The following is a 17,642-nucleotide window of genomic DNA, read 5'->3' as shown; positions in this document are numbered from 1 at the left end:
CCGGCCCTAGCTTGACGGCGAGACGAGGCGCGTCCTCAGGAGACCAGACGGATGCCACCGATCACCAAGCCCGCCGCCCCGCCGGCGCGCGTCGAGACGCCGCCCCTGCCGCCGCAGGAGCGCGCGCGCTCCCAGGGAGCGGCCCGGGTCCTGCTGGTCCTGACCCTGACGGCGCTCGGCCTCTGGATCCTGCACGAGTTCCTGCCGGCGCTCGTCTGGGCGGTGGTCCTGGCGATCGCCCTCTGGCCTGTCTACCAGCGGCTCGAGCACCGTTTCCCGCCGGGCAAGCACAACATCCTCCTGCCCACGCTGATGACCGCGGCCGTGGCGCTGGTCTTCCTGGCGCCGCTCGCGATCCTCGGCATCCAGGCCGCCCGCGAGGCCCACGACGTGGCCGAGTTCGTTCGGAACGCCGAGGCGAACGGGGTGCCGGCGCCGGAATTCCTGCAGCACCTGCCCTACGGCGCCCCACAGGCGACCGCGTGGTGGAACGACAATCTCGGCCACGCGCAGGCGGGCTCCGACCTGCTGCGCCGGTTCGAGAACCACTCGGTGCTCGGGGCCTCCCGCAACGTCGGCCGCGAGGTGCTGCACCGCATCGTCCTGTTCGGCTTCAGCCTCGTGGCGCTGTTCTTCCTGTTCCGCGACTGGCGGACGGTGCGGGACCAGTCGCTCACCGCCTGCCACCGGCTGTTCGGGCCGCGCGGCGAGCGCGTCGCCCGCCAGATGGTGGCCTCCGTGCACGGCACGGTCGACGGGCTGGTGCTGGTCGGCCTCGGCGAGGGCTTCGTGCTCGGGATCGTCTACCACTTCGCGGGCGTGCCCCACCCGGTCCTGCTCGGCGCCTTCACGGCGGTGGCGGCGATGATCCCGTTCGGCGCCGCCGTGGCCATCGCGATCGCGGCGCTCCTCCTGGTGGCGGCCGGGTCGGTGACGGCGGCTCTCGTGGTGGCGGCGGCGGGCCTCGTCGTGACTTTCGTGGCCGACCACTTCATCCGCCCGGCGCTGATCGGCGGCACGACCAAGCTGCCCTTCCTGTGGGTGCTCCTCGGCATCCTCGGCGGCGTCGAGACCTTCGGGCTCCTCGGCCTGTTCCTCGGGCCGGCCGTGATGGCCGCCCTGGTCCTCCTCTGGCGGGAATTCACCGAGGGACAGGACGCGACGGCCTGAGGCGCCGGAGCGGCTAGTCGGCCGCGCTCGTGCCGGCCGCGGCCTCGACTCGGCGCCGGTCCTGGCGCCAGTCGGCCGGCTTCTCGAAGGTGCCGGCCCAGATGCCGCGGCGGGTCGCCCAGGCGTGGCCCTCCTGGCGGATATAGGGAGCCGTCACTTGACGGTTGGCCAGCGCCAGGCCCTGTCCGACCATCCAGGCGGACAGGTCCTCGCCGTGGACGTGGCAGATCCCGGTGACGCGACCGGGCACGCCGCCCTCCCGCCGCTCGCACGTGACCGCGCCGCCGCCGATCCGCGCGCGCAGGGCCTGCGCGGCCTTGCTGCCGCAGCGATACTCCTGGCCATTGGCGGTCTCGCAGCGCTGCGCGGTCTCGGGAGCGTCGATACCGTAGAGGTTGATACGCGTGCCCTGCACCTCGATCGTGTCACCGTCGATCACGGTCGCGGGGCCGCTGACCGTCCCGGCCGCGGCCGCGGGGCCGCAGAGGAGGAGCAGGGCGAGCATCGGTCTGATCATAGCGGGAATGTCCACGCGCGTGGCGAGTCAGCTGGTGACGGGGGCGTCGAGGCCGCGACCGTGCCCGGCCAATGTGGCGAATTTGCCGGGCGACCGAATCGGCCTCGCGAGCGCGATGCCGAGTTTCGACCGCCGTGGTTGCCAAAGCGTTCCGCCCGTCGGAGTGAAGCTTGGCAACGGAACGACGGCCCGGAGCCGCTCGTTATGAAACATGACCTTTCTCAAGACCCTGCTGGCCAGCCTGGCCCTGTGCGCGGCTCTCCTCGTCTGGGCCGGCCTCTCGATCGGCCCAGAGCGGCCGACGGACCGGACCAGTCCGGGCCTGACCACCGCCGCGGTGCTGGCCAGCGACGGCATGGGGCCGGACGGTCGACCGGGCGAGCCGGCCGCGGCCCCCGGCGGCCCGGATCGGGGTGATCTGGATCGAGCGGCTCTGGACCGGCTCGCAAAGCGGGTCTCCGGCGAGGTCCGCGACGCGTCCGCCGCGGGGACGCCGGCCGGCTGACCGGCCAGGAATCCGCAGGTCGCCCAATCAGGTCCTGTACTTGCCGTTGCGCTTGATCAGCACGCGGGTGCCCACCGGCACGCGCTCATACAGGTCGGCGATATCCTCGTTCAGCATCCGGACGCAGCCCGACGACATCTGCTCGCCGATGCTCCAGGGCTCGTTGGTGCCGTGGATGCGGAACAGGATGTCGCGGTTGCCCTGGTAGAGGTAGAGGGCGCGCGCGCCGAGGGGATTGTCGAGGCCGCCCTTGCGGGTGCGCGGCAGGTCGGGATGCAGCGAGACCATCGTGACGGTCGGGCTCCAGTCCGGCCAGACGCCCTTGCGCCCGACCCGAGCCTCGCCCTTCCAGGAGAAGCCGGCCTTGCCGACGCCGACACCGTACTGCATCGCCGTGCCGTCGGCCTGGACGAGGACCAGCTGACGCTTGTCGATGTCGACCACGATCGTCCCGGGCTGCTCGGGGCCGTTGTAGCTCACCTGCTGGCGGCGGTACTTCGGATCGAGGCGCTGGGTGTCGACCAGCGGAATGTCGAAGGGCTTGTCGGGCTTGCTGCCGACGTACCACGCCGCCTCGTCGTCCTGGGCGACCTGGACCGGACGGGTCTGGCAGGCCGCGAGGGGCGCGATTGCCACGACGGCGAGGAGGATTCGCGAGAGAACGATCCGGCGCAGGCGGCTCCAGGCCGAGGGAAGCGTGGCGATCATAGGTCCTGTCGTGCGGGATACGGTCGTCGCGCCATGCCTACCGCCTCTGCGCTTGTGACGATGTAGCTTTTGCGCCGCAGCCGGCCGTGCGCGGGCCGCTCCCACGGCCACGGTTGTGCCCTAATTCTGAATCGCAGCGGTGCTCTACTGCGCCCGGAGCGGAGGTGAACGATGGCCGAGACCGAAACTCTTCCCACCGAGGCGACGGTCGCTCCCGATGTCCCGCTCAGCCCGGCGATACACCTCGATCACTGCGTGATCCACGTGAGCGACTGGGCACGCTCGAACGCCTTCTACCGCGACGTGGTGGGTGCCGAGATCCTCGAGCGCGGTCCCGGCTTCGCCTACCGGTTCGGCGGCGTCCAGCTCAATTGCCACGGGCCGGGCGTCGAGCCGGTACCGGTCGCGGCGAAACCCGTCCAGCCGGGCAACAGCGACCTGTGCTTCCGCTGGTCGGGCGCGATCGAGACCGCCATCGCGCATCTCGAGGCCGCCGGGGTCCCGGTGGAACTCGGCCCGGTGGAGCGGCACGGCGCCGCGGGCGCGGGGATCAGCGTCTACTTCCGGGATCCCGACGGCTCGCTCCTGGAATTCATCACCTACGCGGGATGATCAGCCCCGGCTCTCGGCCAGCGCCTGGTTGGTCTGCTCCAGCCGCAGCGCCAGCACGCGCATCAGGGCGATGCTGATCTGTGGAAACTGGGCCAGCAGTTCCAGGAACACCCCGCGGTCGATACGCAGGGCGGTCACCGCGGATTGCGCCGTCACGGTGGCGGAGCGGGGCTGCTCGGCCAGGATGCCCATCTCACCGACGAGGGCGTCCTGGCCGAGGAGCGCCAGCCGCACCGGACCGGCGGGACCGTCGATGCTGACGTCCGCCGTACCCGAGAGGATCACGTAGGCCGCATCCGCGACGTCGCCGCGGGCGAAGAAGCGTTGCCCCGGCTCGAAATGCACCCGCTCGCTGGTGAAGGCCAGGAGCTTCAGGCGCGCCGGTTCCACCTCGCGGAACAGCGGCACCTGCTTCAGGGAGGAAACCTCGGTGTCGAGGGTCATTCGGGGGCTCCGCGACGGGTCTCACGCCCAGGACGGCGGGGCCGGACGGGCCCGCTTATCCATGCGGTTCGTCAGGCACTTGTCCAGCCCCGCGCCTTACGCAACCTGTCGGTGTGGTCTCGGCGCCCTCCTGGCACTGTGCCTCGTCCTGTCGCCGGAGCCGGCAGCGGCCCGCCTCGTCCAGGCCGACCTCGCCCGCGTCGCGGTCGCGCCGCCCCCGGGTGCCCGGGCCCCGCTCGACCTCGCCGCCACCGACGCGCGCACCGATCGGCCGACCACCCTCGGGCAGGCCCTGGGCGGCCGCGCGGCCCTTCTGCTGCCGGTGGATTACACCTGCGGGAATGTCTGCGACCCCATGCTGTCCCTGTCGGTGGACGCGCTGGCGGCCACCGGCCTGCCGATCGACGACTACGCCCTCGTGCTGGTCGGGATCGATCCCCGCGACGACGCCGCAGCCGCCCGGCGCATGCTGGCGGAGACGCTCGGGGATCGGGCGGGATCCGTCCGGCCCCGGGCGCTCATCGTGTCGGACGCCGCGCTCGCGCGCCTCACCGGCGCGCTGGGCTATGAAGCTGTCTACGATGCCGGGACCGACAGCTTCGCGCATCCCGCGGCGGCGCTTCTCCTCACCGCCGACGGCCGGGTAGCCCGTGTGCTGTCGCCCCTGGCGCTGACCGGGCGCGACCTGCGCCTCGCCCTGACGGAAGCCGGCGAGGGCCGGGTCGGCAGCATCGCCGACCGGCTCACCCTGCTCTGCTACGGCTACGATGCCGCGCGCGGCGTCTACACGCCCCTCATCCAGCGGATCCTGACGGTGGCCGGGATCGTCACGATCCTGGCGATCGCCCTTCTCGTCGCGGGCCTGACGCGCCTCGCGCACCGGCGCCGGACCTGAGAACGCCCTCGCCCGGCTCAGCGCTTCGTCGAGAGCCCCTGTCCCCCGGGAGGGGGCGCGTCGCGCTTGAGACTGGCATTCAGGTGCGGCGAATCCGTCGGCTCCTCGCGGGTGGTCGGGGTGGCGGAATCTTCCGGCGCCGGCATCGGCGGCAGCGGCGGCGTGTTGGGCTGCGTGGCCTGTGCCCCCGGAGCGGCATCCTTGACCATGTTGCGGTTCGTCATGCGCGAAAACCCTTCTCTCGTGCCGTGAGGCCGCGCCGTCCGCCCGGGACGAGTCGCCGGGCCTCCGGGCCTGTCGGACCCGACGCGGACTTCAACCAAGGTCGAATGTCGACCAACGCGGCACACAAGTCGGGGTTGCTGCCAAGCTTAGCTGTCGGAAGCTTGAGCAGGTCTCGGGACAGGAACCTTGGTTATTGCTGAAGGTTGTTGCGGGGTGAAGCGAAGCCTGAGGAGGAACTGATGGCGTCCGGAAATTCGACCTCGAAGCGAGGCTTTGCCTCGATGGACCTGGAGCGGCAGCGCGAGATCGCCAGCAAGGGCGGCCGCAGCGTTCCGGCCGAGAAGCGCTCCTTCTCGCAGGATCGTGAGCTCGCCTCGTCCGCCGGCCGCAAGGGCGGTCAGTCCACGGGGACCGGCCGGGCCGAGTGAGGCCGCTGCCGTTCCGTACCGCGTAGCGGCGCCGCGTCCCTCGGGACGGGCGCCGTTTTCGTTTCAAGTTTAGGCCGCGGATCGCGATCTAGGGCCGATCCACACAGCAGAAGGCCCCGCCGAGACGGCGGGGCCTTCTGATTTCCGGTCCTTGTCGGCGCCGATCAGGAAATGCAGCGGCCGGGGGTCATGCGGCGCGCCTCGGGACCGACCAGGGAGCTCAGCGCCGCCTCGCACCCCTCGCGCATGCGCCGCGGCGGCTGCCGCAGGATCGGCTTGATCTCCAGATCCTGCGCCTCGCCGGCCACCGGGGCGTTCCGGCTGTCGAGGCGCTGCACCCCCGCCACCCGCGTCGGGCTGATCGACAGCGACACGGGTCGCATCCCGGGCAGCGGCGCCGAAATGGTCTGCGCGGTCGGGACCGGCATCGTCCACCGATCCGCCGTGTCGCGAACCACCGGCTGGACCAGAACGGTGAGAAGAGCCGCAGGAGCACTCACGCCCAGGATGAAACCAGACCGCAGCATCGCCCCGACCTCATTGCGAGAGCTTGACAGGATGTTCGTACAACGCGCCCTGCAATCGCAGGTTCCTAGACTGTCTCGCGTCTACGAAGCCTGAGTATTCGAACGCAGCTCGGCTGTTGGTGCGGCGGCGCACGCCCGCTATCCACAGCCCCGGTTCGTTGCACAAAAGGCACGCCCCACGAAAAAGCGCCCCTTCTGGAACCTCCCGCTCCGGCACCCGTTCTCTGTGCACCCGGCCACCTGGTCCTCCCCGCATTCCCCTTGTGCATCGGCCGGAACCTTCGCGACGGGCTGGAGCTCTCTCCGGCCCGTTTTTTTGTGCGCGGCGACCGACGAGGGCGTGCGGACCGACAACGAAAAAGCCCCGGCGTGAGCCGGGGCTTTTTCGTTGTCGCCACTCTCGGTCGCGGGCGCCCCGGGTCAATTCCCGGGGCGAACCGCCAAGCCTGACCTCAGGCCGGATCTCAGGCCGTCAGCTCAGGCCGTCTTGGCTTCCCGCCGACGGGCGGTCTGCTGGAAGAACAGCGCCTGGCTGATCACCGCCGAGACGTTTGCGGGCTGGAACGGCTTGGCGATCAGGAACGCCGGCTCGGGCCGCTCACCGGTGAGGAAGCGCTCGGGATAGGCGGTGATGAAGATCACCGGCACCTCGAAGGATTTCAGGAGGTCGTTCACGGCGTCGAGGCCGGAGGAACCGTCGGCGAGCTGGATGTCGGCCAGGATCAGGCCGGGGCGCTTGCCCTCGCCGGCGATCTTGATCGCCTCGGTGCGGGTGCGGGCGACGCCGATGACGTTGTGGCCGAGACCCTCGACCAGCGCCTCCAGATCCATCGCGATCAGGGGCTCGTCCTCGATGATGAGGATCTCGGTCGCCATGTCGGCGGCGAGCTCCCGACCGGCCTCGTCCACGAGGTCGCGAACCTCGGACACGTCGACGCCCAGAATGATCGCCGCGTCCTCCTCGGAGAAGCCCTCGAGGCAGGAGAGCAGGAAGGCCTGGCGCGGCAGCGGGGTGATCTGGCCGAGGCGGACCTCCGCCGGCAGGTCGTGCTGGACCTGCTCGCTGCGGCCGTTGACCGAGAGCGAGTTCCAGATCCGCGTGAAGACGCGGAACAGGTCGGCCTTGATGTTGGTGCTGCGACCGAGCGTGTCCGGCTCGTTGACGAGGGTCTCCAGGGTGGCGGCGACGTACGCGTCACCCGCCACTTGGCTACCCGTGAGCGCGCGCGCGTAGCGGCGCAGGTACGGCAGGTGCTGTACCACGAGTTGCGATGTCGACATTCGATCCCCTGTGCCTCGCCGTGTTGCCCGGCCGCGAACGCCTCGATCCGTCACCGAGGGCCTGCCGGGGCCGGCTTTCTGTCCTGCGCAGCCTACCGCCCAACGCGGAGGCCCGCACTCCGTTCCACCCCCCAGCGGAACCGATGCCGGCGCGCAGGCGTTGCCGGCGCAGCCATGGCGTATGTCGAGCCGCAGCACAATGCGGCCGGGCCGACTTCGGCAACAAGGGGCGTGTTGATGGTGGACCAGGGAAAGGAGGCCGGTCTTCGCGCGCGCGATCCGCACGTCGAGACCGCTTCGGATCGCTTGTCGGAGTCCGAGAACAGCTCCGGCGGTACGGCCGCCTCCGACCCGTCCGACCGCGCCAGGAGCAAGGGCGGCCTCAGCGATCAGACCCGGAACCGCATCGCCGCGCAGCTGCGCGCGATGTACGACACGGTCACGCAACAGCCCGTACCCGACCGCTTCGCCGAACTGATCGCCAAGCTCGACAGCGCCGACCGCAAGGCCTGAAACCGCTCGTCCCGTGACCGGGCCAATCCACCCCTGCAACCGCGTGCGATGGCAGCGCCGCGATGGAAAAAGCCGCCGCCCTGCGGCGACGGCTCTTCCGTGGGTCCGTGCGCCGGCCCGCTGAACGGGGCCGGCCGCTCCGGCCCTCGGTCAAAGTGTCGGCGAACGGCCCCGCATCAGGCCGACGACGGCTGAGATGGCGAACAGGACGATCGCTACGAAGAAGACCAGCTTGGCCGCCTCCATGGCGGTGCCGGCGATGCCGCCGAACCCAAGCAGAGCGGCCACGAGAGCGACGACGAGAAAAGTTACGGCCCAACCGAGCATGGTTCGTATCCTTAGAAAGTACCAACGCGGGCGGGCCGCGTCGTTCTGAACACGAAAACGCCAAGGTTTCGCTCCGGTTCCGCCCCCATCGCGAAGTCCTGTGAGTCCCCGCGGGCGCGAGCGCCGGCCGCGACATGGGGTGACGGAACGAGACAGGGGCGCTAGCGTTCGAAGATAGGTCTTAAGGCTCGATCCGGGATTTGCGATGCTGCAATCTGCCAAGAGTGCCGTTCGATCGAAGGCCGCCGCGATGGCGGCGCGGGTGACCGAGATCGTCGACAGGGCCGGCGACGCCCTGCGCGCGGCCGCGCTCGGTCTCATGCCGGCACCGGCGCCCGTACCGGTCCGCGTGCGCGCACGGCAACCGCGCCGGCAGGACTGATCGCGGGACGCGCGCGACCCCGGAGCGGACACGACCCCTTCCGCGTCCCTCCACAGGCGCCGGACGGCCTCACCCCTGCGTCAGGATCACCGGCAGGACAGCGGGCAGGTCCTGCCGCCATCCCAGAATGCCTCGCACCGCGGCCTCGCATCCCCTAGGCCTCGAGGGCGATTGCCACGCGGCCGCGAACCGTCCAAGGAACTGCCGTATCGATCGCACGGGATCGCGATGGCGGACACCGACGAGACCACCCTGACCTTCGATCCGTCGATGCCTCCGGCCGGCCGGCTGGACCGGGTCGCGCCACTGATCCGCCGGCGGGTCGCGCCGAACGGAGGCCCGTTCACGGCGAGCGGCACCTGCACCTACGTGGTGGGCCAGGATCGCGTCGCGGTGATCGATCCGGGCCCGGACGATCCGGCCCATGTCGACGCGCTGCTTCGGGATCTCGGCACCGAGCGGGTCGAGGCCATCGTGGTCTCCCACACCCATCGGGATCACTCGCCCGGAGCAAGGCTGCTCGCCGCGCGCACCGGCGCGCCGATCGTCGGATGCGCGCCGCACAGGGCCGCGCGGGCCCTGTCGGAAGCGGAGACCCCGATGCTCGACGCGAGCGCCGACCGGGCGCACGCGCCGGAACGGATCATGGTGGAGGGCGACGCCGTGTCCGGCCCGGGCTGGACCCTCGTGGCCGTCGAGACCCCCGGGCACACGATGAACCATCTCGCCTTCGCGCTGCCGGAGGCGCGGGTGCTGTTCTCGGGCGACCACGTCATGGCGTGGTCGACCACGATCGTGGCGCCGCCCGACGGCGCGATGCGGGCCTACATGGACTCCCTCGACAAGCTGCGCGGGCGCGACGAGACGGTCTACTGGCCGGGCCATGGCGGACCGGTGCGCGAGCCCGCCCGGTTCCTCCGCGGGCTCGCCGGGCATCGCCGCCAGCGCGAGGCGGCGATCCGCGCGCGGCTGGCCGCCGGCGACGGGCGGATCGCCGACATCGTCGCTGCGATCTACCAGGGGCTCGATCCCCGGCTCCGCGGCGCGGCGGCGCTGTCGGTCTTCGCCCACCTGGAGGATCTGGTCGGACGCGGGGTCGCGTCCTGCGACGGTGCCCCCCGCCTCGACGGCACCTACGCGCCGGCCTGAGAGGCGCGGCGGCTCACTTCACCGCGAGGGCGAGGTTGGCGACGTCGTCGAGATAGGCCCGGATCCGGTCGGCATTGCTGCCGAAATCGCGGCCGCCGAGCCGCGAGGCCGAGCGCACGTCGATCCGCGCCCCGTCGGCGCGGGGGCGGATGCGCACGGTGACATCGTCCGGCAGGTTGAGGATCAGCCCCCGCGCCACGGCCTCGATCCGGCCGTTGCCGGTCCGGCCGCCCGGCCGGATCGCCTCGACGATCTGCCAGTGCCGCTTCAGGGCGGCCTGCCGGGCGAGTTCGAAGGCCTCGTCGGCGCCGATATCGAGGGTCAGCGGCGCGATCTGCGGGTAGGCGCCGCGCTGGCTCTCGCGCGCAGCCGGGCTCGGGTCCGCCGGGTAGCGTCCGCCGCGGGCCGCGAAGGCCGCCCGCGAGCGCGAGAAGGCCGGCGGATTGTCGATGTCGGTGGTGATGTCCGACAGGGCGGGAAGACGCAGGCCGCGCAGGCCCAGGAAGGCGGGGTAGCCGAGAACCGCCAGCGCCAGGATCAATCCGGCGAGGGCGGCCCCGAAACCGCGGGCGCCCTCGCGCCAGACCCGCACGAAGGCGAAGATCGCGGCCGCGGCCGCCAGCAGCGCGACGCCGAGCCCGGCCACGAGCGCCACGAGGGCGGCGTCCGTGTCGGAGCGCGGATCCCGGACGAGGACCAGGGCGATCCCGGTGGCGATGACGGAGAACACGGCGAGCCGCCGGGCCAGCGGCCCCGCGCGGGTCACGGGTTCCTCGATGAGCAGGCGGCGCATGGGGATCATGAAGGCGTTCGAGGCCCGATCTTAGAGCTTGGCCGGAGCCGGCGCCATGGCGCCGCGGTCACGGCGCGTACGCGCGGGCGTTGCCGGGCAGGCCGAGCGTGGCGGGCAGTTTGAGCGGGTCGGGGAGCATCGCGCCCCCGTACCGGCCGACCGGGTCGGGGATCTCGCTGTGCGCGACCGTCTGAGCCGTCAGGGCGCTCCAGGGGCCCGTCACCGCGAACAGGATCCCGCGGGAGGAATCGCCGGGCGGACGCAGGACGAGGTCGCCCCTGGCATCGAGCCGACGCTCCGGCAGCGAGACTTGGCCGTGCAGGGTCGCCCCGACGCTCGGCCCCAGGAGACCCGACTCGGCGATCTCGCCCACGCCGTCGGCGAAGCGCAGCGTCACCACGGCCCGTTCGAAGGCCGTCCGGCCGTTGCGGCGCGCCAGGGCGCCGGACGCCACCGCGCCGTTGCGGTGGATGACGTCGGCGAGGTCGAGGCCCGCGATGGCACCACCGTCCATGGCGAGCGTGGCCCGGCCATTCAGGTGCGCCAGCAATCCGACCGTGTCCCGGGCGCTGGATTCGAGGGCGAAATGCCCCTGCACGGGCCCCACCACCCAGCGGGCCGCGCCGATCTCGCCGAGCAGCGCGCCGAGGTCGACGCGGTCGAGGCTTCCCTGCGTGCGCAGTTCGGTCGCGGCCGGATCGGACCCGCTCGTCAGATTGACGCGCCCCTTGAACGTGCCGTCCTGGATCCGGGCCCGGTTCACCGCGACCTCCAGGGCGGCCTCCCGCACCAGGACACTCGCCGCCAGATCCTGCACCCGGACGGCGCCGGCGCGCCCCTCGGCCGCCGACAGGCGCAGGTCGAGGTCGCCGCGGGTGAAGGGCGCCAGGGCGATCGACGCGGGCGCGGGGTCGAGGAGCCGCGACAGATCCGCGACGAGAGGCGTGAGATCGAGCGTCTCGGCCGCCAGGGTCGCCTGCACCGAGAGGCGCGGCGCCTTGCCGGGCCCGAACGCGACGGCGCCGGCCCCCTCGAGCACGTTCTGACCCAGGCCGATGCGCAGGCTCGGCCACGAGGCGGACCGCTCGCCCGTCTCGAACCGACCGTCGACCGAGAAGGCGCCGGCGAGCGGCGCCAGCGGCATATCGCGGCCGATCCAGGCCAAGCTCTCCGGCAGGGATCGCGTCTCGAACCGGACCTGCCCGGACATGACGGGCAGCGCGCTCCCCTCCGCCGGCGGCGCCACCGTTCCGTCCGCCGCGAGGCGGCCGTCCGGCCACGTGATCTCCACGGTGAACGGGCTCCCGCGGCGCTGGGCCATCTCGGCCGGACGCAGGTGGCTGAGGGCGATCCGGGTCGGCACGCCGCGCCAGATGAGGCTGGCGCGGCCCTCGGCGGCCTTGCCCCAGAGCGGCCACGCGATTTCGAGGTCGATGTCCCGGGCCGTGTCGCCGGCGGCGAGGCGCGCGTCGCGCACGACGATCCGGCGCGGCCGGGCCGTCTCGCCGGACCGGGCCTGCTCGGCGAGGCGCGCGAGGGGGGCGTCCCAGCCGGCGGGGTCGTCCGACAGCCGCGCGCCCTCCAGGCGGAGGCCGCTCACCGCGGCGCGGCCGCCGAGGAGGCTCAGCGGGTCGAGATCGATGGTCAGACGGCCCTCATCCGCCAGGACCGGGCCGTCGGAAGCGGCAGCGAGCCGGACGCGGTCGAGGGTCAGGCGCGGCCAGGGCAGCACCGCGAGGCGCGCGGGCCCCTTCAGCGTCAGCCCGAGTCCGTAGGCGTCGAAGGCGCGGCGGGCGAAGGCCGTGGCCCGGCCATCCTCCAGGGGCCAGTCGCGCAGGCCGAGGCCGGCCGCGATCAGGCTCCCGAGAGCGAGGATGAAGATCGGGCGGCGCAGCGACATCATGCTCCGAGAGGGCGGCGGCTGTGGCCGGAAGCCGGGCGCCGCGCCGGCCCCTCGGGCTGCCACGGCCCGGCAGGGTCTGCACGTCGAGTGGGCAACTTAGCGTCCCCGGCCGGTTTTGTCTGCCGCGCCCGCGCAGGGCCGCCCTGCCCTCCCCAGCGCAGTGCCGGTTACGGATCGCCCGGGACCGCGCCGGCCGGTGCGGTGCACCACTGGATTTCGCGCGCGGAATCGGGAAGAGCAGGCGCGAGGACACGCGCGTCCCGAGGTTTCGGCCGGTCGGGTCCGGCGGGAAAAGGACGGTTCGATGAAGAAGGTCTACACGGATGCCGCCGCGGCCCTGGCCGGCCTCCTGCGCGACGACATGATGGTGATGTGCGGCGGCTTCGGCCTCTGCGGCATCCCCGACGAGCTGATCGAGGCGGTGCGCCTCTCCGGCGTCAAGGGCCTCACCGTCGTGTCGAACAATGCCGGCATCGACGGGGTCGGTCTCGGCAAGCTCCTGGACACCCGCCAGGTCGCCAAGATGATCTCGTCCTACGTGGGCGAGAACAAGGAGTTCGCCCGGCAGTACCTCGGCGGTGAGCTGGAGATCGAGTTCAACCCGCAGGGCACGCTGGCCGAGCGGATCCGCGCCGGCGGCGCCGGCATCCCGGCCTTCTTCACCAAGACCGGCGTCGGCACCAAGGTCGCCGAGGGCAAGGAAGTCCGCGAGTTCGACGGCGAGCAATACGTCATGGAGCGCGGCCTGTTCGCCGACCTCGCCCTGGTCCACGCCCACACGGGCGACACCGAGGGGAACCTGCGCTACCGGATGACCGCGCGCAACTTCAACCCGATGATGGCGACTGCCGCCAAGATGACCGTGGCGCAGGTCGAGCACCTCGTGAAGCCGGGCGAGATCGATCCGGACACGATCCACACGCCCGGCATCTTCGTGAAGCGCATCATCGACGTCGGGCAGCGCGACAAGCGCATCGAGCAGCGCACCACGCGCAAGCGCGGCGACAGCACCCCGGCCGCGGCGGCCGGCGGCGGCACGCACTGATCGGACGGGAAGGGAGCGAGAACGATGGCCTGGACCCGCGAGCAGATGGCGGCGCGCGCCGCCAAGGAGCTGGAGGACGGCTTCTACGTGAATCTCGGCATCGGCATCCCGACGCTGGTGTCGAACTACATCCCCGAGGGCATGTCGGTGCAGCTCCAGTCGGAGAACGGCATGCTGGGCATGGGCCCCTTCCCCTACGAGGGTGAGGAGGACCCGGACCTGATCAACGCCGGCAAGCAGACGATCACCGCTCTGCCGACGACGAGCTACTTCTCCTCGGCGGATTCCTTCGGGATGATCCGCGGCGGTCACATCAACCTGTCGATCCTCGGCGCCATGCAGGTGGCCGGCAACGGCGACCTCGCCAACTGGATGATCCCCGGCAAGATGGTGAAGGGGATGGGCGGCGCCATGGACCTCGTGGCCGGCGTGAAGCGCGTGGTCGTGGTGATGGAGCACGTCGCCAAGAACAAGGACGGCACCGAGAGCCCGAAGCTGCTCAAGGCCTGCGACCTGCCGCTCACCGGCACGCAGGTGGTCGACCTGGTGATCACCGATCTCGGCGTGTTCGAGATCGACAAGAAGGGCGACGGCGGCATGAGGCTCATCGAGCTCGCCGACGGCGTCACCGAGGACGAGATCCGCGGGAAGACCGAGGCCGACTTCACCGTCGCCCTGAAGAACTGACGTCTCGGGGCCCGGCGGCCGGCGTCGCCGGGTCCGCCGGGCGGGAGACGGCCGGGCACCCGACCATCCCGCGGTGCCGCCGCCCAACGCCTTTCCACATCGGCTCAGGCGGTTCTCGGTTCAGACGGCGTGCTCCGTCATCGCGAGCGCAGCGAAGTGACCCAGGGTCGCGCCATCGTGCAGAGCGGGGCGCTGCTGGATTGATTCGCTCCGCTCGCGAGGACGGCGGAACCGGTCGGTGACCCGGAAACCGCATCGAACGCCAGGCACCCCCGCTCCCAGTCGGGACAGGGGTGCTTCGCGTGATCGCCTGCCGGCCAGGCGTGGCGCGGGCTGAGGGTCCAGCCCGGCCTCGGGCGGATCAGCCGGCGTCGCTGGCGCCCGCGCCCGCGAGTTGCGGATTCCGGGTCGCGGGCCGCACCGGGCTGTCGGCCGCCGGCTCCTCACCCCGCAACGCCCGCCGCACGTAGCCGTCGACCCGGTCGCCCTGCTCCGGCAGGGCGGCCTCGAGATGCGCGATCATCTTGGGCGTCCAGAACGCCTTGATGTGCTTCTGGATCCCGGCCACCGCCTCCTCCTCCGGGTAGGACCGGAAGAAGGTCGCGATCTGGTTGGCCATGCGGACGAGCTTGTCCGCCTGCGTCACGGCGCTCATCGGAAACTCTTACTCTGCCGCGTCGAGGGTCTGGGCGATCCGGGTCAGGGAGAAGTCCTCCTCGTAGAACTTCGCCTGCCAGTCGGAGGGCCGGTTGGTCCGCCGGACCTGCACCGCCGTCACCTTGTACTCGGGGCAGTTGGTCGCCCAGTCCGAGTAGTCGGTGGTGATGACGTTGGCGCCGGTCTTGGCGTGGTGGAAGGTCGTGTAGACCACGCCGGGCTGCATCCGCTCCGAGATCCTGGCCTTCAGGGCGATGTCGCCCGAGCGGCTCTCCAGGGCGACGAGGTCGCCGTCGACGATGCCGCGCAGCTCCGCGTCGAACGGGTGGATCTCCAGCACGTCCTCCTCGTGCCAGCGCGAGTTCTCGGTGCGCCGGGTCTGCGCGCCGACATTGTACTGGGACAGGATCCGGCCCGTGGTCAGGATCAGCGGGAACTTCGCCCCCGTCCGCTCCTCGGTGGCCACGAACTCGGTGATCATGAACCGGCCCTTGCCGCGGACGAACCGGTCCACGTGCATCATCGGCGTGCCGAGCGGCGCCTTCTCGTTGCAGGGCCACTGCACCGAGCCGAGCTCGTCGAGCTTGGCGTAGGACACGCCGGTGAAGCTCGGGGTGAGCGAGGCGATCTCGTCCATGATCTCGGACGGGTGGCTGTACTCCATCTTGTAGCCCAGCGCGTTGGAGAGCAGCACCGTGCCCTCCCAGTCGCCGTAGCCGCCCATCGGGGCCATGACCTTGCGGACCCGCGAGATGCGGCGCTCGGCGTTGGTGAAGGTCCCGTCCTTCTCCAGGAACGAGGCGCCCGGCAGGAAGACGTGGGCGTACTTCGCGGTCTCGTTCAGGAACAGGTCCTGGACGACGATGCACTCCATCGCCATCAGGCCCGAGGTCACGTGGTGCGTGTCGGGGTCGGACTGCGCGATGTCCTCGCCCTGGATGTACATGCCCTTGAACGTGCCCTCGACGGCCTCGTCGAGCATGTTGGTGATGCGCAGGCCCGGAGCGTTGTCGAGCTTGGCGCCCCAGAGGGCCTCGAAGCTCTCGCGGGTCGCGTCGTCGGAGACGTGGCGGTAGCCGGCGAGCTCGTGCGGGAACGAGCCCATGTCGCAGGAGCCCTGCACGTTGTTCTGGCCGCGCAGCGGGTTCACGCCGGCACCGAGCTTGCCGATGTTGCCGGTGGCCATGGCGATGTTGGCCATGCCCATGACCATCGTCGAGCCCTGGCTGTGCTCGGTGACGCCCAGCCCGTAGTAGATGCCCGCCGCGCCGCCCTTGGCGTAGAGCCGGGCCGCCCCGCGGACCTGCTCGGGGTCGAGGCCGGTGAAGGACTGCTGGTTCTCCGGGGAATGGCGCTCCTCGGCGATGAACCGGGCCCAGGACTCGAACTCGGCGAGGTCGCAGCGCTCGCGGACATAGGCCTCGTCGATCAGCCCCTCGGTGACGATCACGTGCGCCAGCGAGTTGATGAAGGCGACGTTGGAGCCGGGCTTCAGCGGCAGGTGATAGTCGGCCTTGATGTGGGGCGACTTCACGAGGTCGATCTTGCGCGGATCGGCGACGATCAGCTTGGCGCCCTCGCGCAGCCGCTTCTTCATGCGCGAGCCGAAGACCGGGTGGCCGTCCGTCGGGTTCGCGCCGATCACCAGGATCACGTCGGACTTCTCGACCGACTTGAAGTCCTGGGTGCCGGCCGAGGTGCCGAGCGTCGACATCAGGCCGTAGCCGGTCGGCGAGTGGCAGACGCGGGCGCAGGTGTCGACGTTGTTGTTGCCGAAGGCGGCGCGCACGAGCTTCTGGACGAGGTAGGCCTCCTCGTTGGTGCAGCGCGACGAGGTGATGCCGCCGACCGAATCCTTGCCGTACTTGGCCTGGATCCGCTTGAACTCGGAAGCCGCGCGGTCGATCGCCTCCTCCCAGGACACTTCGCGCCAAGGATCCGTGATCTTCTCGCGGATCATCGGCTTGGTGATGCGGTCCTTGTGGGTGGCGTAGCCGTAGGCGAAGCGGCCCTTCACGCAGCTATGGCCCTCGTTGGCCTTGCCGCCCTTGTAGGGGACCATGCGGACGACGCGCTCGCCCTGCATCTCGGCCTTGAACGAGCAGCCGACGCCGCAATACGCGCAGGTCGTCACCTCCGCGTGCTCGGGCTGGCCGTACGCGTGGATCGATTTTTCCTGCAACGTGGCCGTCGGACACGCCTGGACGCAGGCGCCGCAGGAGACGCACTCGGACTCGAAGAAGTTGGTCGGGCCGGCCGCCACGCGGCTGTCGAAGCCGCGGCCCGCGATGGTCAGCGCGAAGGTGCCCTGCACCTCCTCGCACGCCCGGACGCAACGGTTGCAGACGATGCACTTCGACGGGTCGTAGGTGAAGTACGGGTTCGACTCGTCCTTCGGCAGGTACTTCTCGGAGCTCGGCCGGACGTGGTTGTCGCCCTCGTAGCCGTAGCGCACGTCGCGCAGGCCGACGACGCCCGCCTGGGTCTGCAGCTCGCAGTCACCGTTCGCCGCGCAGGTCAGGCAGTCGAGGGGATGGTCGGAGATGTAGAGCTCCATCACGCCCTTGCGGAGCTTGGCGAGCTTCTCGTTCTGCGTGTGCACCACCATGCCGTTCTCGGCCGGGGTCGTGCAGGAGGCCGGGGTGCCGCGCCGGCCCTCGATCTCCACGAGACAGAGGCGGCAGGAGCCGAACGGCTCCAGCGAGTCGGTGGCGCAGAGCTTCGGGATCTGCGTCCCGGCCTGCATCGCCGCCGCCATCACCGAGGTGCCGGCCGGCACCGTCACCGACATGCCGTCGATCGTCAGCGTCACCGTCTGCTCGCTGACGCGGATCGGCGTGCCGTAGTCGATCTCCTTGATCAGGCCCATCGACG

The 17,642-nt window shown here is 71.1% G+C and carries 21 protein-coding genes; 10 read left to right on the top strand and 11 right to left on the bottom strand.

The genetic code is table 11. The features are described 5' to 3' along the window. Positions 1–51 precede the first annotated feature (51 nt). Positions 52–1,170: an AI-2E family transporter gene (locus ACQKQD_RS01105; RefSeq protein WP_427507261.1), complete on the top strand. Its 1,119-nt coding sequence runs from the start codon at positions 52–54 to the stop codon at positions 1,168–1,170. A gap of 13 nt (positions 1,171–1,183) precedes the next feature. On the opposite strand, the gene ACQKQD_RS01100 is transcribed toward ACQKQD_RS01105, so the two are convergent. Next, complete coding sequence (locus tag ACQKQD_RS01100; protein ID WP_020090874.1) at positions 1,184–1,675, bottom strand: thermonuclease family protein; 492 nt, start codon at positions 1,673–1,675, stop codon at positions 1,184–1,186. A gap of 223 nt (positions 1,676–1,898) precedes the next feature. Here ACQKQD_RS01100 and ACQKQD_RS01095 point away from each other — a divergent pair, with 223 nt between their 5' ends. After that, the gene (locus ACQKQD_RS01095; RefSeq protein WP_020090875.1) at positions 1,899–2,192 is read left to right on the top strand and encodes a hypothetical protein; all 294 of its coding nucleotides are present in this window, start codon (positions 1,899–1,901) and stop codon (positions 2,190–2,192) included. A 27-nt stretch (positions 2,193–2,219) separates the two neighbouring features. Here the strand turns inward: ACQKQD_RS01095 and ACQKQD_RS01090 are convergent, their stop codons facing one another. Then, entirely contained in the window at positions 2,220–2,900 is a 681-nt protein-coding gene (locus tag ACQKQD_RS01090) for a L,D-transpeptidase (protein WP_020090876.1), read from the bottom strand. A 171-nt stretch (positions 2,901–3,071) separates the two neighbouring features. Between ACQKQD_RS01090 and ACQKQD_RS01085 the strand changes: the two genes are divergently transcribed. Further along, the gene (locus ACQKQD_RS01085; protein WP_020090877.1) at positions 3,072–3,512 is read left to right on the top strand and encodes a VOC family protein; all 441 of its coding nucleotides are present in this window, start codon (positions 3,072–3,074) and stop codon (positions 3,510–3,512) included. Here the strand turns inward: ACQKQD_RS01085 and ACQKQD_RS01080 are convergent, their stop codons facing one another. Continuing rightward, positions 3,513–3,956 carry a cyclic nucleotide-binding domain-containing protein gene (locus ACQKQD_RS01080; protein WP_020090878.1) on the bottom strand — a complete coding sequence of 148 codons (444 nt, stop codon included), beginning with the start codon at positions 3,954–3,956 and terminating at the stop codon, positions 3,513–3,515. Between the two features lie 61 nt (positions 3,957–4,017). On the opposite strand from ACQKQD_RS01080, the gene ACQKQD_RS01075 reads away from it, so the two are divergent. Next, positions 4,018–4,851, top strand: coding sequence for an electron transporter (locus tag ACQKQD_RS01075; RefSeq protein ID WP_100250539.1), 834 nt, complete (start codon positions 4,018–4,020; stop codon positions 4,849–4,851). A 17-nt stretch (positions 4,852–4,868) separates the two neighbouring features. Here ACQKQD_RS01075 and ACQKQD_RS01070 read toward each other — a convergent pair whose 3' ends face one another. Continuing rightward, positions 4,869–5,075 carry a hypothetical protein gene (locus ACQKQD_RS01070; RefSeq protein WP_020090880.1) on the bottom strand — a complete coding sequence of 69 codons (207 nt, stop codon included), beginning with the start codon at positions 5,073–5,075 and terminating at the stop codon, positions 4,869–4,871. A gap of 240 nt (positions 5,076–5,315) precedes the next feature. Between ACQKQD_RS01070 and ACQKQD_RS01065 the strand changes: the two genes are divergently transcribed. Then, positions 5,316–5,504 (top strand): general stress protein, encoded by a 189-nt coding sequence (locus tag ACQKQD_RS01065; RefSeq protein ID WP_010683678.1) that lies wholly within the window; start codon positions 5,316–5,318, stop codon positions 5,502–5,504. A gap of 164 nt (positions 5,505–5,668) precedes the next feature. On the opposite strand, the gene ACQKQD_RS01060 is transcribed toward ACQKQD_RS01065, so the two are convergent. Both ACQKQD_RS01060 and ACQKQD_RS01055 read right to left on the bottom strand, forming a co-directional pair. Beyond that, positions 5,669–5,932 carry a hypothetical protein gene (locus ACQKQD_RS01060; protein ID WP_020090882.1) on the bottom strand — a complete coding sequence of 88 codons (264 nt, stop codon included), beginning with the start codon at positions 5,930–5,932 and terminating at the stop codon, positions 5,669–5,671. Positions 5,933–6,508: 576 nt separating this feature from the next. Continuing rightward, positions 6,509–7,312 carry a response regulator gene (locus ACQKQD_RS01055; protein WP_012321915.1) on the bottom strand — a complete coding sequence of 268 codons (804 nt, stop codon included), beginning with the start codon at positions 7,310–7,312 and terminating at the stop codon, positions 6,509–6,511. 174 nt (positions 7,313–7,486) lie between these two features. On the opposite strand from ACQKQD_RS01055, the gene ACQKQD_RS01050 reads away from it, so the two are divergent. Next, complete coding sequence (locus ACQKQD_RS01050; RefSeq protein WP_244435369.1) at positions 7,487–7,825, top strand: NepR family anti-sigma factor; 339 nt, start codon at positions 7,487–7,489, stop codon at positions 7,823–7,825. A gap of 150 nt (positions 7,826–7,975) precedes the next feature. On the opposite strand, the gene ACQKQD_RS01045 is transcribed toward ACQKQD_RS01050, so the two are convergent. After that, on the bottom strand, positions 7,976–8,152 hold the full coding sequence (locus tag ACQKQD_RS01045; protein WP_007568853.1) for a DUF1328 domain-containing protein: 177 nt from the start codon (positions 8,150–8,152) through the stop codon (positions 7,976–7,978). Positions 8,153–8,357: 205 nt separating this feature from the next. Between ACQKQD_RS01045 and ACQKQD_RS01040 the strand changes: the two genes are divergently transcribed. After that, positions 8,358–8,534 carry a hypothetical protein gene (locus ACQKQD_RS01040; RefSeq protein WP_170855067.1) on the top strand — a complete coding sequence of 59 codons (177 nt, stop codon included), beginning with the start codon at positions 8,358–8,360 and terminating at the stop codon, positions 8,532–8,534. Between the two features lie 270 nt (positions 8,535–8,804). Beyond that, the gene (locus tag ACQKQD_RS01035) at positions 8,805–9,683 is read left to right on the top strand and encodes an MBL fold metallo-hydrolase (RefSeq protein ID WP_427507461.1); all 879 of its coding nucleotides are present in this window, start codon (positions 8,805–8,807) and stop codon (positions 9,681–9,683) included. A gap of 13 nt (positions 9,684–9,696) precedes the next feature. Here the strand turns inward: ACQKQD_RS01035 and ACQKQD_RS01030 are convergent, their stop codons facing one another. Continuing rightward, a complete protein-coding gene (locus ACQKQD_RS01030) occupies positions 9,697–10,476 on the bottom strand; it encodes a DUF1499 domain-containing protein (protein WP_427507260.1) in 780 nt (259 codons plus the stop codon). Positions 10,477–10,543: 67 nt separating this feature from the next. Continuing rightward, a complete protein-coding gene (locus ACQKQD_RS01025) occupies positions 10,544–12,379 on the bottom strand; it encodes an AsmA family protein (RefSeq protein WP_427507259.1) in 1,836 nt (611 codons plus the stop codon). A 304-nt stretch (positions 12,380–12,683) separates the two neighbouring features. On the opposite strand from ACQKQD_RS01025, the gene ACQKQD_RS01020 reads away from it, so the two are divergent. Both ACQKQD_RS01020 and ACQKQD_RS01015 read left to right on the top strand, forming a co-directional pair. Beyond that, positions 12,684–13,424, top strand: coding sequence for a CoA transferase subunit A (locus ACQKQD_RS01020; protein ID WP_020090888.1), 741 nt, complete (start codon positions 12,684–12,686; stop codon positions 13,422–13,424). 24 nt (positions 13,425–13,448) lie between these two features. Further along, positions 13,449–14,111: a 3-oxoacid CoA-transferase subunit B gene (locus ACQKQD_RS01015; protein ID WP_042671934.1), complete on the top strand. Its 663-nt coding sequence runs from the start codon at positions 13,449–13,451 to the stop codon at positions 14,109–14,111. 361 nt (positions 14,112–14,472) lie between these two features. Here the strand turns inward: ACQKQD_RS01015 and ACQKQD_RS01010 are convergent, their stop codons facing one another. Then, positions 14,473–14,766: a formate dehydrogenase subunit delta gene (locus ACQKQD_RS01010; protein WP_056527622.1), complete on the bottom strand. Its 294-nt coding sequence runs from the start codon at positions 14,764–14,766 to the stop codon at positions 14,473–14,475. Between the two features lie 9 nt (positions 14,767–14,775). Further along, positions 14,776–17,637 (bottom strand): formate dehydrogenase subunit alpha, encoded by a 2,862-nt coding sequence (gene fdhF / locus ACQKQD_RS01005; RefSeq protein ID WP_427507258.1) that lies wholly within the window; start codon positions 17,635–17,637, stop codon positions 14,776–14,778. Positions 17,638–17,642 lie beyond the last annotated feature (5 nt).

This window comes from Methylobacterium sp. NPDC080182, assembly GCF_050281105.1.
GTDB lineage: Bacteria > Pseudomonadota > Alphaproteobacteria > Rhizobiales > Beijerinckiaceae > Methylobacterium.
This window is presented reverse-complemented; position numbering and strand designations above follow the sequence as displayed.

What these genes read in the sequence shown, in the direction of transcription:
- ACQKQD_RS01055 (WP_012321915.1), bottom strand. Translation starts at nt 7,312, where the DNA reads ATGTCGACATCGCAACTCGTGGTACAGCACCTGCCGTACCTGCGCCGC.
- ACQKQD_RS01065 (WP_010683678.1), top strand. Translation starts at nt 5,316, where the DNA reads ATGGCGTCCGGAAATTCGACCTCGAAGCGAGGCTTTGCCTCGATGGAC.
- ACQKQD_RS01045 (WP_007568853.1), bottom strand. Translation starts at nt 8,152, where the DNA reads ATGCTCGGTTGGGCCGTAACTTTTCTCGTCGTCGCTCTCGTGGCCGCT.
- ACQKQD_RS01095 (WP_020090875.1), top strand. Translation starts at nt 1,899, where the DNA reads ATGACCTTTCTCAAGACCCTGCTGGCCAGCCTGGCCCTGTGCGCGGCT.
- ACQKQD_RS01080 (WP_020090878.1), bottom strand. Translation starts at nt 3,956, where the DNA reads ATGACCCTCGACACCGAGGTTTCCTCCCTGAAGCAGGTGCCGCTGTTC.
- ACQKQD_RS01010 (WP_056527622.1), bottom strand. Translation starts at nt 14,766, where the DNA reads ATGAGCGCCGTGACGCAGGCGGACAAGCTCGTCCGCATGGCCAACCAG.
- ACQKQD_RS01040 (WP_170855067.1), top strand. Translation starts at nt 8,358, where the DNA reads ATGCTGCAATCTGCCAAGAGTGCCGTTCGATCGAAGGCCGCCGCGATG.
- ACQKQD_RS01090 (WP_020090876.1), bottom strand. Translation starts at nt 2,900, where the DNA reads ATGATCGCCACGCTTCCCTCGGCCTGGAGCCGCCTGCGCCGGATCGTT.
- ACQKQD_RS01020 (WP_020090888.1), top strand. Translation starts at nt 12,684, where the DNA reads ATGAAGAAGGTCTACACGGATGCCGCCGCGGCCCTGGCCGGCCTCCTG.
- ACQKQD_RS01030 (WP_427507260.1), bottom strand. Translation starts at nt 10,476, where the DNA reads ATGCGCCGCCTGCTCATCGAGGAACCCGTGACCCGCGCGGGGCCGCTG.
- ACQKQD_RS01070 (WP_020090880.1), bottom strand. Translation starts at nt 5,075, where the DNA reads ATGACGAACCGCAACATGGTCAAGGATGCCGCTCCGGGGGCACAGGCC.
- ACQKQD_RS01050 (WP_244435369.1), top strand. Translation starts at nt 7,487, where the DNA reads ATGGCGTATGTCGAGCCGCAGCACAATGCGGCCGGGCCGACTTCGGCA.
- ACQKQD_RS01100 (WP_020090874.1), bottom strand. Translation starts at nt 1,675, where the DNA reads ATGCTCGCCCTGCTCCTCCTCTGCGGCCCCGCGGCCGCGGCCGGGACG.
- ACQKQD_RS01105 (WP_427507261.1), top strand. Translation starts at nt 52, where the DNA reads ATGCCACCGATCACCAAGCCCGCCGCCCCGCCGGCGCGCGTCGAGACG.
- ACQKQD_RS01075 (WP_100250539.1), top strand. Translation starts at nt 4,018, where the DNA reads ATGCGGTTCGTCAGGCACTTGTCCAGCCCCGCGCCTTACGCAACCTGT.
- ACQKQD_RS01015 (WP_042671934.1), top strand. Translation starts at nt 13,449, where the DNA reads ATGGCCTGGACCCGCGAGCAGATGGCGGCGCGCGCCGCCAAGGAGCTG.
- ACQKQD_RS01025 (WP_427507259.1), bottom strand. Translation starts at nt 12,379, where the DNA reads ATGATGTCGCTGCGCCGCCCGATCTTCATCCTCGCTCTCGGGAGCCTG.
- ACQKQD_RS01085 (WP_020090877.1), top strand. Translation starts at nt 3,072, where the DNA reads ATGGCCGAGACCGAAACTCTTCCCACCGAGGCGACGGTCGCTCCCGAT.
- fdhF (WP_427507258.1), bottom strand. Translation starts at nt 17,637, where the DNA reads ATGGGCCTGATCAAGGAGATCGACTACGGCACGCCGATCCGCGTCAGC.
- ACQKQD_RS01060 (WP_020090882.1), bottom strand. Translation starts at nt 5,932, where the DNA reads ATGCCGGTCCCGACCGCGCAGACCATTTCGGCGCCGCTGCCCGGGATG.
- ACQKQD_RS01035 (WP_427507461.1), top strand. Translation starts at nt 8,805, where the DNA reads ATGCCTCCGGCCGGCCGGCTGGACCGGGTCGCGCCACTGATCCGCCGG.